At 50.0% G+C, this 16057-nt stretch carries 13 protein-coding genes; 8 read left to right on the plus strand and 5 right to left on the minus strand.

Going from position 1 to position 16057, the window contains the following annotated elements; translation table 11 throughout:
* Positions 1-14: 14 nt before the first annotated feature.
* Positions 15-4508 carry a translocation/assembly module TamB domain-containing protein gene (locus tag ABYP73_RS01095; protein ID WP_372973207.1) on the minus strand — a complete coding sequence of 1498 codons (4494 nt, stop codon included), beginning with the start codon at positions 4506-4508 and terminating at the stop codon, positions 15-17.
* A gap of 58 nt (positions 4509-4566) precedes the next feature.
* Between ABYP73_RS01095 and tsaD the strand changes: the two genes are divergently transcribed.
* From tsaD to ABYP73_RS01125, 6 genes are all read left to right on the plus strand, one after another.
* On the plus strand, positions 4567-5598 hold the full coding sequence (gene tsaD / locus ABYP73_RS01100) for a tRNA (adenosine(37)-N6)-threonylcarbamoyltransferase complex transferase subunit TsaD (protein WP_372973208.1): 1032 nt from the start codon (positions 4567-4569) through the stop codon (positions 5596-5598).
* Positions 5599-5742: 144 nt separating this feature from the next.
* On the plus strand, positions 5743-6012 hold the full coding sequence (locus tag ABYP73_RS01105; protein WP_372973209.1) for a TfoX/Sxy family protein: 270 nt from the start codon (positions 5743-5745) through the stop codon (positions 6010-6012).
* A gap of 14 nt (positions 6013-6026) precedes the next feature.
* Positions 6027-6734: a 16S rRNA (uracil(1498)-N(3))-methyltransferase gene (locus tag ABYP73_RS01110; RefSeq protein WP_372946628.1), complete on the plus strand. Its 708-nt coding sequence runs from the start codon at positions 6027-6029 to the stop codon at positions 6732-6734.
* Between the two features lie 91 nt (positions 6735-6825).
* The gene (locus ABYP73_RS01115) at positions 6826-7476 is read left to right on the plus strand and encodes a DUF4159 domain-containing protein (RefSeq protein ID WP_372973210.1); all 651 of its coding nucleotides are present in this window, start codon (positions 6826-6828) and stop codon (positions 7474-7476) included.
* A 3-nt stretch (positions 7477-7479) separates the two neighbouring features.
* Complete coding sequence (locus tag ABYP73_RS01120; RefSeq protein ID WP_372973211.1) at positions 7480-8580, plus strand: AI-2E family transporter; 1101 nt, start codon at positions 7480-7482, stop codon at positions 8578-8580.
* A 73-nt stretch (positions 8581-8653) separates the two neighbouring features.
* A complete protein-coding gene (locus ABYP73_RS01125; RefSeq protein WP_372973212.1) occupies positions 8654-9790 on the plus strand; it encodes a class I SAM-dependent methyltransferase in 1137 nt (378 codons plus the stop codon).
* Here the strand turns inward: ABYP73_RS01125 and ABYP73_RS01130 are convergent.
* Complete coding sequence (locus ABYP73_RS01130; protein ID WP_372973213.1) at positions 9765-10487, minus strand: M15 family metallopeptidase; 723 nt, start codon at positions 10485-10487, stop codon at positions 9765-9767. The genes ABYP73_RS01125 and ABYP73_RS01130 overlap by 26 nt on opposite strands.
* A 76-nt stretch (positions 10488-10563) precedes the next feature.
* Between ABYP73_RS01130 and ABYP73_RS01135 the strand changes: the two genes are divergently transcribed.
* Entirely contained in the window at positions 10564-11661 is a 1098-nt protein-coding gene (locus ABYP73_RS01135; RefSeq protein WP_372973214.1) for a glycoside hydrolase family 130 protein, read from the plus strand.
* A gap of 7 nt (positions 11662-11668) precedes the next feature.
* Here ABYP73_RS01135 and ABYP73_RS01140 read toward each other — a convergent pair whose 3' ends face one another.
* Genes ABYP73_RS01140 through ABYP73_RS01150 form a run of 3 tightly spaced genes read right to left on the minus strand, consistent with a single transcriptional unit; the run spans position 11669 to position 14984 of the window.
* Positions 11669-12505, minus strand: coding sequence for a sugar phosphate isomerase/epimerase family protein (locus ABYP73_RS01140; protein ID WP_372944473.1), 837 nt, complete (start codon positions 12503-12505; stop codon positions 11669-11671).
* A gap of 43 nt (positions 12506-12548) precedes the next feature.
* The gene (locus ABYP73_RS01145) at positions 12549-13262 is read right to left on the minus strand and encodes a gluconate 2-dehydrogenase subunit 3 family protein (RefSeq protein ID WP_372973215.1); all 714 of its coding nucleotides are present in this window, start codon (positions 13260-13262) and stop codon (positions 12549-12551) included.
* Positions 13263-13265: 3 nt separating this feature from the next.
* Positions 13266-14984 carry a GMC oxidoreductase gene (locus ABYP73_RS01150; protein ID WP_372944475.1) on the minus strand — a complete coding sequence of 573 codons (1719 nt, stop codon included), beginning with the start codon at positions 14982-14984 and terminating at the stop codon, positions 13266-13268.
* Between the two features lie 300 nt (positions 14985-15284).
* Between ABYP73_RS01150 and ABYP73_RS01155 the strand changes: the two genes are divergently transcribed.
* The coding region (locus tag ABYP73_RS01155) for a carboxypeptidase-like regulatory domain-containing protein (RefSeq protein ID WP_372973216.1) at positions 15285-16057 on the plus strand (773 nt) is incomplete at its 3' end.

Genomic DNA, 16057 nt, shown 5'->3' on the forward strand with positions numbered 1-16057 from the left:
TCAAAATTCAGGACTTAATTTTGCGAATTCGGCGACGACTGGTCCTGGTCTTTTACGGGAAGTGACTTGGATTTCTGATAAAATCTCACCACGCTGTCCCTGCCTATGGCCCCCTGAGTTGGGCGGGGTCTCGAACCGGATTTCTCGGGTTGTTCTTTAGGCTGAAAAACCTTTCTGAGCAGTTCATTGAAGGTGCTGAAGTCTACCTCGTATGACAGACCCACTCCCTGGGTGTAGCCCGTCTGGTTAGCGAGGAATTGCTGGATCTCGTTCTCCCGGTTGAAGATCTTGGCCCTCAGGGTTCCTTCTTCATTCAGGAGCACCTGCACTTCCACGTCCCCGGCTACCACGGTCTCACTCACCCCACCTACCGGTACCCCAAACCTTCCATTGAGCAATACCCGGTCGCTGAGACGGGTAGAAACGGTAACCCCAAGCCTGTTTTCCGTTTGAACCTGACTGGGATCCAGGGTGCCCTGTTCCAGGGAAAAACCAAAATCGAATTTGTCGTTTCCGCCTCCCAGGAGGGAGTTCACCAGTCCGGATGCGGTCTGGATCAGGTTTCCGGTTACAGCCTGCTGATTGAGGCCACTGCCTTCGTCCACAAAGGTACCCTGGGCAAGGAGGAAAAACGCGTTTCTCTCTTCCACCGTCGGGTCTTGGAGCTTGTATTCCAACTCCGATTGTACGATGGAACTCGTGCCCGGAAATTCGATATTGAAATCAATAGTGGGTCTTTCCAGTTCCCCTGTTAGCTGGACCACTACGTTGGTAGGTATGCGCCTGGTGACCCCGGAATTGTCGAGCAGGGGTGCAGGGTTGGCGTTCAGGGAATAAACCGCTTCCATATTGAGCTGGGCTGCCAGGGGGGTGCCGTCCCAGACGATACTCCCCCCGGGTTTTACAGTGAAGGATTTGTCGATTACCCCTCCAAAACGGTAGTTGTAGGTACCCGTCACTACTACAAAATCCCCAAACATATTGAACTTCCCGTTGGTATTGATCTCTATCAGGAGGATACCTTCCCCGGTCCCCCTCAGGGAGGACCCCGTTTTTTGGTCGACCACGATCTCCACCTCCGCATCAGGGGTAACATCCAGGTCGAAGTTCAGTTCCAGCCCTTCATAATCCTTTAAGGTCCTTTCTATTTCGAAGGCTCGCTCAGCCTGTTTATCTATAAAATTGATGAAGGAATAATCCCCTACCGATGCCACGTCGCTCAGGGGGATCTTCAGGGAGGTACCCTCGGCGGTTTCTCCCTGGACATTGATGTTCAAGGCCCTGGTCGGACCAAAGATGCGGCCCGTTCCTCTTAAGAATCCCGTACCGTAGTAGAGGATCTCTTCCTCAAAGGGAGTATTGAGGATCAACAGCCTGTCTCCTGCCGTATCCACATTGAGATCCAGGCTCCAATCGTCCCAATACTGATGCCGGATGGTCCCATCCAGGATAGCTGTAGTATTCATGGCTACATCCGTGAGCTGTATGTTTTCAAAATCGAAGGTCTGATTGTACAGCCTTACACTGGAATTAGGGCCAAAGCCGTAATCCACATTGAGGTAAGGGATGGCTATACCTGCCCGGTCCAGGAACAATTGCCCGCTGATGTTCGGATTCCGGAGGTCTCCCCGTATCTGGGCCGAGCCATTGATGAGGCCGCGTATATTCGTAATGACGCCCTCCCCTAGCGGACTAAAGGGTTCCAGGGTGAAATCGGTGAAATTAGCCATGAGATCTGCCATGGGCACTTCATCGCGATTCGTGAAATTCCCCAAAAGGCTGAATTTTTCCCTTCCTTCCTCAGTGATCTGGGTGTTGACCACGTATTCGGTTAGATCCCGGTTACCCACGATCCCAATGCTCAACTGGCCCAGGGTGATATCGTTGACCCCGAAATCCGATATCTGCAGGTTACATGAGGGCAGGTAGATATCGTCCTTCTGGAGGATATTCAGGGTGCCGTTTATCTCGCCTGACAGGCTGAGGCTGTCAATGGCCGGTGCGATCTTGTTCAGAGAAACCAGCCTGAAATCCAGTTGCAGGTCTTTATAGGTAGAATCGGCCAGTTCGCCCCTGAGCCGGATCTGCTCCCTGTTGTCATTGTTCATAACGATCTCCTGTATCTGAATACTGTCCAGAGAGCGGTTGATGATGACTTTGTTCTTCTGGTCGCCTTCCTTATTGAGGACCCAGGTGTTCCCCTTGAAATTGACGTCAGAACGCTTGAGGCCGATCACTGATCGGTTCTGGGCATTAAAGGTGTGATAGAAATTGAGGTTGTAGCTGTCATTGTATTCACTTCCCCCCTTGAATTCTGTTCTGAAGAAAAGGGTGTCAGCCAGGGTAGTATTGATCAGGTTGAAGTCTTTGAGGTCATAGTAAACAGACTTCACTTCTGCGACCGATACATAGGTGTTGAAGAGAGGGTTTTTGTTGTCTATCTTAACGTCTATACTGTCAAAGACGTTCTCATAGGCTGCAATGCGGGGCGATTTGAAGTTGAGTTTGAAATCTCCCTTGTCTGCGACGATATTTCCGCGGATGAAGGTATTCGGATCAAAAGCGACTTCGGGGAAAAAGACGTCCACGATCTTGTTGTAGATCTTGAAATTAAAATCCAGCGTCTGTCCTTCCGAGATCTCAAAAGGCCTGTAATTGGTATAAATGCTTCCGATAGAGTTTCTGAGAAGTTTATCGAGTTCCTTTACCTTGAAACGGCCCCTCATAAACCCGGTGATGATGTCCGGTGAATTGATCCTGATTGTCCGAACACTATCCTGATCAAAAGAAGAAACCACATTGAAATCCTCGAAGTAGTAGGTATTGTTGATGTTTTTATAATTCGTATTGTTAAAGGAAATGTTGCCCACCACATCATCAAGGTCACTACCCGAAATATCCATTTTCACATTGCCCTTGAAGATCGAAATACTGTCGTCGATAAAATTCAGCAGTTTCAGATCGGCATAGGCCACGGCAGCATCAAAATTGAAGTTGTTCACGGTTCCCCCAAAATCGGCCAAACCTTTGAATTCAAAATCAAAATTGGGGTCCTTGCTGACCAGGGATCCGTCAAAGAGCTGGTCCTTCAGGAGTCCGGAAACTGAAATATCCCGGTAATTGTATTTGTTGAACTCCAGGCCGTAGACCTGACCTATGACCTGGGTATTGAGGCTGACCTGAGAGAAACCCTGCCCTTCCACGTTCACGTCCATGGAAGCCAGGCCCAGGTTGTCGTCTCCGGCAAACTTACCAAGATTGAAATCAATGAGGGATACGAAACCTTTATATCTGGCATTGTCAATCTGATCCACATCGGTCAGGGTGAGGTCTACATAGCTATTTCCCAGGCCGCTGTTGATATTGACCCTGGTTTCCACGGAGGTTTCGGTAATCGTGGCATCCCCACGGACAGTGAATTGCCCCAGCCTGGAAAAGGTAGTGGGTATGTTGGTCCCCAGGACCTCCGGCATCAGGGAGCGCAATTCGAAATAACTGGTCGTGATGTTCTTGATCCCTGCCCTTAAGACAAAGGGATTGTCCTTTGCAAACAGATCTCTGAAGTTAAAATCACCCCGAATACCCGTATTCTCTGTAGTAAGCAATACATCGTTCACATTGAGATCGTTGAGGACCCCATTGAAGGAGGCCGTAAAAAGGACTTCTTTCTCCGTGCCAAACTGTTTGCTCAGGGCATTGATCTCATCGAGGGAAATCCTGGAGTCGGTGAAGTTGGCAGTCAGGTTCACCTTGTTCAGGAAGTCGGCAAAGTCCTCCCGGTTGTAATCAAAGACCAGGTTGCCCAGCAGGAGGGATTTTGGCGTCTCGATCTCCAGGGAGTCAAACCTCATCTGCTGTTTGGTGTACTTAAAGGAAGTATCGAGCCTGTTGAGTTCTATGCCCGTTCTGCTGATGAATTTCAGGTTGCTGATCTCCGTGGTGACCTCAGGTCCCAGGATCTGGAAGTCGCCCGCATCCAGATTCAGGTCTCTGAAATTAAGTGTTTCTTCGGTTTCCAGGTTCTCGTCGATCAGGCGGAACCTGCTGCCGGTAATGTGGATCTTTGAGGATGAGAGGAAGAAAGGCGGGCTCCCTGGTGCCCGGGGTTTGTTGTCGTCCAGCTTGGCGACAAATACATCCAGGTTGGTGTTGCTCTCCCATTCGTAAGTCTTGAGTTTGAAGTTGAGTCCGTCGATCTCGATCTCACCGAACTCGAGCCGGCCTCCAACCAGGTTTCTCACGCTCAGGATAGAAGTATTGAGCTCCCCTATATAGATCAGCGTATCCCGGCGGTAATCCTCTATAAAGATCCCTTTGAGGGCCGTGTCCCAGGAGATAAGGGAAACGCGCAAGCGGTCTATGTTGATATTGGTCCCGAATTCGTCGTTGATCGACCTGGTGGCGTATTTTGCCAGTCGGGTCTGTACTGCAGGTAAGGAGAGAATGATAGAACTCAGGACCAAGACCAGCAATACTGCGAGCAGTACTCTAATCCCTATTTTTCTCAATTTTTTGATAGGACGATATGATTTACCTTTGTGCGACCAATAATTATTCCAAAGCTAGGTGAAAAATCAAGATATATACATACTGGCTATCGAATCTTCCTGTGATGACACCTCAGCGGCTGTGATGCGCAATGACAGCGTCCTGAGCAACGTGGTCGCCACACAAAAGATACACGAGGAATACGGGGGTGTGGTACCCGAGCTCGCTTCGAGGGCACACCAGCAGCATATTGTCCCTGTGATCCACCAGGCCCTGGCTAAGGCAAATATCGACAAAAATCAGCTTTCGGCCATAGCTTTTACCCGTGGTCCGGGACTCCTGGGATCCCTTCTGGTGGGAACATCCTTCGCCAAATCACTTTCCCTGGGCCTCGGCATCCCCCTCATAGAGGTGAACCATATGCAGGCTCATATTCTGGCCCACTTTATCAAAGATGAAAAATCCGGGCAACCGGAATTTCCCTTTCTCGCGATGACAATCAGCGGCGGGCATACCCAGATCGTCCTGGTGAGGGATTATTTCAAGATGGAGATCCTCGGGGAGACCCTTGACGATGCCGTAGGCGAGGCCTTCGACAAGACCGCCAAGATCATTGGCCTGCCCTATCCGGGTGGCCCTTTGGTAGACGCCCTTGCTCAAAAAGGCAACCCCAGGGCTTTTCCCTTCCCAAAACCCAAGGTGAAGGGACTCGACTTCAGTTTCAGCGGACTCAAAACCAGCATCCTTTATTTCATCCAAAAGCAAACGGCAGAACAGCCTGATTTCATAGAACAGTTCAAGGAGGACATTTGCGCCTCCATACAGTACACCATCGTCTCCATCCTGATGGATAAACTCAAAAAAGCGGTGAAACAAACCGGGATCAAAAGAGTGGCTATAGGAGGTGGGGTTTCAGCGAACTCCGGGATCAGGGAGGCCTTGCAGCACGCCGAGAAAGAAAAAGGCTGGACCACCTATATCCCCAAATTCGAATACTGCACAGACAATGCGGCTATGATCGGCATTGTGGGATTCCTCAAATACAGGGAAGGTGCTTTCACGGACCAGCGCGTATCGGCAAAGGCGAGGTACAACATCCCTGATCAATAGATCTTACCACATCAGTCCATTTAGGAAAAAGGCCTATCTTTAATTTTCTGTACAATCAGCCTAAGAAATATGCCTTTTGATACCACTCTCTCAGAAAGGGTTCGGAATGGCCTGCTAGCTCTGCCGTCGCCAATCCGGTCAGACATGACAGAGAAAAATATGTTTGGCGGGATCGCCTTTCTCCTGCGAGGCAAGATGACCGTCGGAATCATAGGGAACGAGCTGGTCGTCAGGGTCCTTCCTGAAAAAATGGAGGAAATGTTGAAGCTGGATTACGTCCGTCCTATGGATTTCAGCGGTAAGCCCATGAAGGAATTCGTATACGTCGCCCCGGCCGGACTGGAGAAAGAGGAACACATCGATCATTGGATCGCACTGGGGATTGAACACGCGAGGAACAAACTCAATATCTGAACAACCATCGTCACATGCAACTATTTTACAATCCGGAAATTTCCGAGGAAACGAAAGAGTTTGAGCTCTCGAAAGAAGAGAGCAAACACCTTCAGAAGGTCTTGAGAAAAAAGGAAGGGGATACCTTCCATGTCACCAATGGAAAGGGCTGGCTGTTTGAAGCCAGTATTCAGAAAATCACGCCCAGGACCCTGCAGGCCGTCGTCTTATCCTCGGAGAAAAGGCACCGCAAAATGTATTCCCTTCACATGGCCGTAGCCCCGACCAAGAGCAATGATCGGTTTGAATGGTTTCTGGAGAAAGCCACGGAGATAGGGGTACATGAGATCACGCCTATCATCTGCAAACGCTCGGAGCGAAAAACGGTCAAAAAAGAACGGTTGCAGCGGGTGCTACAGGAGGCCATGAAACAATCGCAGAGGACCTACCTCCCTGTCCTTCACCCTGCGGTGTCCTATGAGGAATTCCTGGAAATGCCTCATAAGGGACTCCGCTTTATCGCCCACTGCCACGACGAGGAAAAAATGGAGTTAAAACGCCGCATTGCCCCCGACAAGAGGATCACTATCCTGGTAGGACCCGAAGGTGATTTTACGGAAGAGGAAGTCGACCTTGCCTACGAGAAAGGGTTCCTGCCGGTATCCCTGGGAGAAAGCAGGTTGCGTACAGAGACTGCCGCTATCTACGCCTGTACGGCTGTTGCTGTTTTCAACACGAGATGACGCCCCTTCCTTTACTCCGGAAGGAAACCGATTGCGAGATGCTGCCTGAAGCTCATATTGTGTACCTTTGATTCTCTTTGAAAACCATCGTATGCGCCTACTGACGACCCTCATACTAATCATTGCAATGCTCACCTCTTTTACGGGACCCTCCCAGGAGATAGCGGTGCTGAAGTACAAGGGAGGGGGCGACTGGTATGCGAATCCGACCGCCCTGCCCAACCTGATCCGGTTCTGCAACCAGAACATACAGACGCGGATCAACCCCAGGCCCCAAACCGTTGAGCCGGGCAGTGCTTTGTTGTTCCAGTATCCTTTTGTCCATATGACGGGTCACGGGAACGTGTATTTCAGTGAGGAGGAAGCCCGGAACTTAAGGACCTACCTGCTTGCCGGAGGGTTTTTACATATCGATGACAACTACGGGATGGAACCCTACCTGAGGAAGGAACTCAAAAAAGTATTCCCGGACAGGGAACTTGAGGAACTGAGTCCGGAACACCCTTTGTTCAACCAGCAGTTCAAATTCCCGGATGGACTGCCCAAGATTCATGAACACGATGGCAAAAGACCTCAGGCCCTCGGAATCTTTGATGAGAACAGGCTCGTACTCCTCTTCACCTTCGAAAGCGACCTCGGGGATGGATGGGAAGACCCCGAAGTGCACAACGACCCGGAGGAGGTGCGGTTAAAAGCCCTCAGGATGGGAGCCAATATCATCCAATACGCATTTAAGAATTAGCTTATGAATTCGAGAACGATCGCAAACGGTATTTTACAGGCAGTGGGTATCCTGGTAGGCCTGGGTGTCCTGCTCTACTTTCTCTATGAGATCCGCTCCGTGCTTGCTTACCTCGCCATGGCAGCGGTGGTTGCCCTCATAGGCCGGCCCGTGGTGCTGTTCCTTCGCAGAAAGCTCAAATTCCCCAACACGGTGGCTGTCATCTTCACCATGGTTTTCATGATCGGGGTGATAGCGGGCATCATCGCACTCTTCTTTCCGCTGGTTGCCGAACAGGCAGCCAATCTGTCCCTTCTCAACATCGATGAGCTGAAGAGTAACCTGATGACCCTGTATCAGGAGGTCGTCGTGTATTTCGGGGCCTCCCCGGACCAGGTCAATGACCTGATCAAAGGAACCGACCTGGAGAAGCGTCTTTTCAGCGGACTGGACATCGGCTTTATCCCGAACATCCTCAATACTTTTTTCGATACCCTGAGTGCTGCAGGGATCGGTCTTTTTTCCGTACTGTTCATCTCCTTCTTTTTCCTCAAGGACAGCTCCCTCTTCCAAAGGGGGTTGCTCACCTTTGTCCCGGATAACAGAGAATCGGGAATGACCAAGTCCATCGATAAGATCAACGGACTCCTTTCCAGGTATTTTGTGGGCCTTCTTTTCCAGGCCCTGATCCTCTTCGTGATCTATACGATCGTACTGCTGATCGTGGGGATTCCCAATGCTATCGTGATCGCATTTTTATGCGCCCTGTTCAATATCATCCCTTACGTGGGACCCATCATCGGGGCTGTGCTGATGGTCACCCTCTCCATGACCTCTAACCTGGGAGCCAGCTTTACCGAAGTCATCCTTCCCAAGACAGGTTATGTCCTCATCGGATTCCTCATAGGCCAACTTGTGGACAACTTCTTTTCCCAGCCTTTTATTTTTTCCAACAGCGTGAAATCACACCCCCTGGAGATCTTCCTGGTTATCATCATTGCAGGCCTGCTTTTTGGCGTGGTGGGCATGATCGTCGCCGTACCCGGATATACGGCCATCAAGGTGATTTTAAAGGAGTTTTTGTCTGAAAACAAGATCGTTAAAAAATTGACCCATAACTTGTAGTATTAGTTTGATTAAAAATATTTTAAAAACTGGTGTACAGGAGTTTATAAATAAAAATTACAATGCTGACATCATGTCAGTATTGCTCTCAAAGCCTGTTTTTACCGACATTACATCCAAAGAACTGGCCCAGCAACTCTCAGGCAAGAAAAAGGCGAAGGATAAACTCCCTGCCTGGTTCCGTACACCGGGGATCTATTATCCTCCGGGTGTGAACCTGGAGCAGACCTCCTCAGAGATCACGGCGCACTACAAAGCCGGACTTGTGACCGGCAAAAGGATGGCCGACCTGACCGGTGGATTTGGGGTGGATACCTGCTTCTTTAGCAAGAACATCCCTGAAGTGATCCACTGTGAGTGGGATAAAGAACTCCACGAGATCGCTGAGCACAATGCAAAAGCCCTGGCTCTCTCAAATATAGATTTCCGCTGTGTGGATGGGATGGCTTTCCTGCAGCAAACAGGAAAGGCCTTCGATTGGCTCTACCTGGACCCGGGCAGAAGGGATTCGGGTAAAAAAAAGGTGTTCCTGCTATCGGACTGTGAGCCTGATGTGACCCTTTATCTCGACCTCCTCCTGAGCAAGGCGGAACAGGTGATGGTAAAGACCTCCCCAATGCTCGACCTCTCCTCGGGAATCAACCAATTGCAACAGGTCAGGTCCATACACGTGGTAGCGGTGGAGAACGAGGTGAAGGAGGTTCTGTGGATCCTGCAGAGGGATGCGCTCCCTGAAAAGATCAGCGTCATTGCGGTGAACCTGACCAAGGGAAGGGAGGAACGTTTTAAATTTAAATGGATGGATGAAGCTGCTGCAGGCATTGACTTCTCCCCTCCCCTGAAATATCTGTACGAGCCCAACAGTGCCATGCTCAAAGCAGGCGCCTTTAAAGTGATTTGCAAGGCCTACGGGGTTGACAAAATTCACGAACACAGTCATCTGTACACCTCCGAACAGCTGACCGCATTCCCCGGCCGGGTTTTCGAAGTGGAAAAGGTCATGCCCTTCAACAAAAAGAACCTGGGGCTGTTAAAAGGAAAAAAAGTCAATGTAACCACCCGAAATTTTCCCATGAGTGTTGCCCAACTCAGAAAGAAATTTACCCTCAAGGACGGCGGGGATATCTATTTATTTTTTACTACAGATCACCTAGGTGAACGAATTGTCATTCAAGGCTCTAAAATCAGTATGTTGGACAAGCCCACGTAAAATTGGCTACCGGATCCCGCGAGGCTTTCCCGAGATTGTAATGCCACCATTCGGTGCGCACTGACCAGAAGCCGTGCTTTTCCATGACGCCTTTCAACAGGGCTCTGTTTTCCAGGACCTCCGGGGGCAGGTCCAGATGGTCATGATGCGCCTCCCTTCCAAAAAAATCGAAATCCGTTCCCATGTCGAGCACCTTACCCTCCAAGGATTCCAGAGTGATATCCACGGCTCCCCCCCGATTGTGTATAGAGCCTTTGACCGGGTTCGCTACGTATTGCGGGTTCGGATAGATCTCCCACATCTTATACTGCACTGAATTAGGCCGGTAGCAATCGAAGAACCGGATGCGATACCCCTTTTCCATAAATTCCCTGTTGGCCGAGATCAGGGCAATGGCTGTTTTTTTCCGGGTATAGCACTCTGCACAATCATATACCTGGGTCCTCAGGAAATTGTCCTCGGTGGCATACCTAAGGTCATAGGCAAATTCCGGTGAATAATCCGCCAAGCGAACGAAGGTGGTATCCTCAAGGGATTCCAGGGGTGGGGAAAGGTTTTCTTTTTTCGGGGTCGCTAGTGTATCTGCCCGAACCTCCAGCTGTATACCAGAGGAGGACTCCTCTTTCCCTGGCACTTTTTCCCGACAACCCGGAATTAGGAATAGAAAAAGGAACCATAAGCCTGATCGAAATCTCATTTTTAATTACTTATGCAATGCCAGTCACCAAAGATACTATTGTAATTCGTACCTTTCCTGTATGCAAAGATGAAACATGACCAAAACAAAGCTCATTACGTTCGCAGCATTTGTGTTCATGTCCCTGGCCGTGTCTGGCCAGGAACCATGGCTCACGGGTTTTGAAAAACCTTCTTTTAATCCCATTCTCAGGGCAGACAGTACCGCTGTGTTTACAGATCCGATGAGTGGATCGGTCGTACAATGGCAAAAGGCGGATGTTTTCAACCCTGGGGCGATTGTCAGGAATGATACCGTATTTCTTTTGTTCAGGGCGGAGGACGACCCCGATGCCATCCTGGGAGGTCGCACTTCAAGAATAGGCCTGGCTTACAGTACGGACGGCATCCACTTCGAAAAATACCCGGATCCCGTATTGTTCCCTGATACGGATGAATTCGCGATCTGGGATCAGCCCGGAGGTGTGGAGGATCCACGGGTAGTTGAGCTCCCGGACGGGACTTATCTCATGTTGTACACCAGCTGGAACAGGAAGATCGCCCGTCTTTCAGCAGCTGTTTCCTCGGACCTCAGGACTTGGGAGAAAAAAGGCCCTGTTTTTAATGCGGCCTATGGAGGGCGTTTCATCAATACCTGGAGCAAGTCGGGTTCCGTGGTCACGGAACTGGTGGGTGGCCGACTGATCGCTAAAAAGATCATGGATAAATACTGGATGTACTGGGGTGAACTCTTTATGAATCTGGCCAGCTCAGAGGACGGAATACATTGGGATCCCCTGCTTGATGAGCATGGAGAATTATTGCATGTCTTTGAACCTACCCTGAATGATTTTGACAGCCATTTGGTAGAGCCGGGGCCACCCGCCCTTTACACGGAAAAAGGGATTCTGGTCCTATATAACGGAAAAAACCTCAGTGGAGAGGGGGCGGGAAGTTCGGTGCCGGAAAACACCTATTGCGGCGGGCAGGTCCTTTTCGGAAAGGAAAACCCAGCCAAGCTGATCAGGAGGCTGGAAGAACCGTTCATTTGTCCCAGCCTTTCACACGAGATAAGCGGGCAGTACAAAGCCGGGACTACATTTATAGAAGGTCTGGTGTATTACCGGGACCGCTGGTTCCTTTACTACGGTACCGCGGATTCTATGGTGGGAGTTGCTGTTGCAAATTCTGAATAGCAGGATGTTATCGCTTCACAGCTTCCTTCAAAAATGCTAAACTACGAGGTACCTGCTGCAAGACCCTGGACGACTCGTCTTCTATAAACATGTATTCAATACCCAGTTCACCGGCCTTGGCAACAATGGTATTTATGTCTATCTGGCCCGTCCCAAGGACCACATTGGTTTCCACATCTTCATGACCACTGAAATTGCCGATTACCCCTTTCCTCATATCTTTCAGGTGTAACAGCACGATCCTGTCTCCGTACGAATCCATCAAATCCAAAGGGTCTGCTCCTCCGTGGAAAGCCCAGAACACATCCAATTCAAAGAAAAAATCCTCTGCATTTTCGGCCATATAACTAAATAAGGTCCCATCGCCATAAGGCCTGAATTCGTATCCGTGGGGATGATAGGCGAGTACAAGTCCTTCCTGACTCAGGATCTTGCCGGCTTTGTTGAATACCTCAACTGCCCTTTGTGTATCTTCTATGGTAAAATCATCTCCATCATGGGGAATCCAGGCACACATGACGTATTTGGCATTGAAATCCCTGGCCTTTTTAATCACTCCTTTGAGATCTCCGGACAAATCCTCGTAAGAAGCGCCTATACTGACTACATCGAGGTTATAATCAGAAAGTAGTTTTCGAAACTTTCCTGGAGGCATACCGTAATAGTCTCCTCCTTCCACCTTAGTGATACCCCAGTCGTGTATGATCTTCAGCGTGCCTTCTACATCAGCTTTAAACTGATTCCTGAGGCTGTAGAATTGAAGGCCTACCTCCTGTGCCAGGGTGGTTTGCAGAGTGAAGCCTGCCAGAAGGATCAAAACGAGGGTGTTTTTGACATTAACCATGAGTCGTGCTTTTGCTTTTTGTTCTGGGATGAAAAATTTAGGTTCAGGTGAGGAGGTTCCCATCCTCATCCCATTGGGCGATCTCCCCTCTTTTACTCTGGTCCACACATTTGGCCAGCCATTCTTGGTCGTAGGAAACCCCGTGTTGTTCGAGCACGTCTTCAGGTACGCCGTCCCAGATGTTGGGCATGTTCCCTTTGTATCCCAGATCCTGAATACCCACTTTTGAGGTGTAATATCCCGTAAGGGTCAGGTTGCGCATCAGGTTGAAAAACTGAATCTCAAGGGGATGCTCATCCATTGGCAGTTCAGGGTCGTAGAAAGCAATCGCATCCAGGACCTCCTTTTGTGATGCTTCGGGGGTACTCTTGAATTCGGTGCCGTAGTCCGTATTGCTTTTATGGTCTAGCCACATGAGTCCGCCCCGGAGTGTCGTCTGTAATTCAGGAATGTCCTTAGCCATGAACTCAATGAAATCTGGCACCCCGGCCTCTGTGGGCCCGCCGTTCTCATTGGGAGGAAGGATCAGGTTGCTCAGCACCTCAATGGTCTGCATCTCGTGTTCGTTGAAAAATTGTTCTGCATTGAGCTTGGCAATCTCTTCAAGTTCTTCCGGGGTTCTTCCAAAATACTTTTCGTCCCTGGCCAGCTCCTGCGCCAGGGCATCCTGCTCTTCTCCGGGTTTGCACCCGTGAAGGGCCAATCCTCCGGCAACGGAGCCCAACAATATGGATTTGATACTCTTTCTTCTGTCCATGGCTTAAATATTCTGTTTCTTCAATTGATCTACGATATAATCAGATGCCCTCCAGGAAAGGGCCAGGATGGTCCAGGTACAATTCTTGTCGGCCTGGGAGACGAAAGGTCCGGCATCTGTGATAAACACATTGTCCACATCGTGCAGTTGCTGGAATTTATTTACAACCGACCGCTTAGGATCATCTCCCATCCGTGTGGTTCCTACCTCGTGTATGATCATTCCCGGGGGCAGCAGGCCGTAATCCTGTTCCTTTGTGGGAGTGTCCCCCAGGACTTCCCCTCCCATGCTGTGGATGAGTTCTTCGAAGGTCTCCTGCATGTGTTTAGCCTGTTTTTTCTCAAAGTCGGACCACTGATATTTAAAGCGAAGCACGGGGATCCCGAATTCGTCTACGGTCGTCGGGTCGATCTCGCAATAATTGTCCTCTCTGGCAATGGCTTCTCCCCTGCCCCCAAAGCCGATCACAGAGCCGTAATATTTCTTTACATCCTTGCGGAGGTCCGGGCCATACCCTCCAGTGGGAAGGCCAAAGAATTTGTTGAAATCGTTGGGATTAAAGCCGAAGCCGTAGTTGGGCATGCCGATGCCGCCCCAGACCTCGATATGGTAACCGCGGGGGAAATCCAGATCCTTGTTGTCAAGCCACCATGGGGTGTAAACATGCATACCTCCTACCCCGTCTTCGTTGTACATTTTTCTGTTCATCAGGCCCGGGATGAATCCGGCCCGGCTGCTACCGGTGGAGTCATGGAGATATTTCCCTACAAGGTTGCTGCTGTTCCCCAGACCATTGGGATGCTGGGCGCTTTTTGAGTTCAACAGGATACGCGCCGAGCTGCAGGCCGATGCCGCCAAAACGACCACCTTCCCTTTCAATTTATACTCCTTTCTGTCTTCCTTGCTGATATAAGAGACTCCCGTCGCCCTGCCTTCCTCGTTTGTGGTCACTTCCCTGACCACAGAATTCACGTAGAGGTCGATCTGCCCCCCGCTTTTCTGAGCCGGAAATATCAGGCAGGATCCCGAGGAGAAGTCGGCATATACCTGACAAGACCTCGAACACTGCCCGCAATAGAAACAGACCCCTCTCTCATTGTTGATCTTCTTGGTGAGCATAGACATTCGGGAAGGGATCACGGGGATATTCAAATTCCTGGCCCCTTTGATATAGAAAAGCTCATGCAGCCTGGGTTTGGGAGGGGGGAGGAAAAACCCGTCCGGGTCATTGGGCAAGCCTTCATTGGTGCCAAAAACACCGATGAGTTTGTCGACTTTATCGTAATAAGGTTTTACATCCTCGTATCCGATGGGCCAGTTATCTCCGAGCCCGTCCACATCCTTATGCTTAAAATCCTTAGGACCGAAACGCAGGGAGATCCGCCCCCAGTGGTTGGTCCTCCCACCCAGCATATGGGAACGGAACCACCAGAAATTTGTATCGTCTTTTTGGGTGTAGGGTTCACCTTCTATCTCCCAACCCCCATAGGCCATGTCGAATTCACCGAATACCCTGGAGGTACCTGCGCCTCTCCTGGGAGATTCATAGGGCCATTTGAGCTGGGTCATTTGTTTCGGGTCAGCCGGATCGAAATACGGCCCGGCCTCAACCACGGCTATTTTGAGTCCGGCATCGGCAAGGACCTTGGCCGACATACCGCCTCCCGCTCCTGATCCGACAATGATGGCGTCGTATTGGGTAGCGGTCTCTTTGATTTGCATAGGGAATGAATTAAGGATCTGAAGCCAAGTTAAAAAAATAAAACAGACGGACGGCGCTATTCTGCTGGAAGCTAATAGCTCCCTGATTTTTAGAGTCTGTAAGCCTCTGTAATCCTTTATGATGAAACCCCGTTCTCATTTTTAGAAATGAAATTTTTTAATCAACTTGCGGAGGCTTTCACATAATTTTAGTAATATTATACTTATTTCATAATTTTTTTAACGTTTTTGAGAAATCGTTTTATAAGAATTATGGTCTGACTAACGCGAAATCATTAACTAACTAAACGAGACACGATTATGATTCGACGAATTAATCAACGGGAGATAAAGCCCGTTTGGTGGAGGTCCTTATTCCATTCCACTGCAGCAGGGTTTTTATCTCTGCTCTTATTTTTTTCAGTAACTGTGACCACCGAGGTCTATGCTGCTGAAAACGGGGCAGAAAGCGCACAACAAACCATTACGGGAACGGTAACTGACGACCTGGGAGCTCCCTTGCCAGGGGCCAACGTGCTGGTAAAGGGTACAACCAACGGTACTCAGACCGATTTTGATGGTAATTACACCATCACCGCAGATGCCAACGCGGTTCTGGTCTTTAGTTATATCGGCTTCGCCCGGCAGGAAGTACCTGTCAACGGCCGTAGCAGGATAGACGTCCAGATGGCGGAAGACGCCAGCCAGCTTTCCGAAGTTGTCGTAACGGGTTATGCCACCCAGACCCGGGGAGACATCACGGGATCTGTGGCATCCGTTGACATAGCGGAAGCCACCAAGGTACCTTTGGTGAACGCCGCCGAAGCCCTCGAAGGTAGGGTAACAGGGGTTACGGTGACCAACGCGGGAACACCGGGTGCCTCGCCTAAGATCGTGATACGTGGATTCGGTACCAGCAACAATACCAACCCCCTCTACATTATAGACGGGGTCCAAACGGATAACCCATCCATCCTAAACAGTATCAACCCGGGGGACATCGAACAGATGAACGTCCTTAAGGATGGAGCGGCAGCCATCTATGGTGCCCGGGCATCCAACGGGGTTGTGATCATCACCACCAAGAGCGGAAA

The sequence above is a fragment of the Muriicola sp. genome, from assembly GCF_041567615.1.
Taxonomy (GTDB): Bacteria; Bacteroidota; Bacteroidia; order Flavobacteriales; family Flavobacteriaceae; genus Muriicola.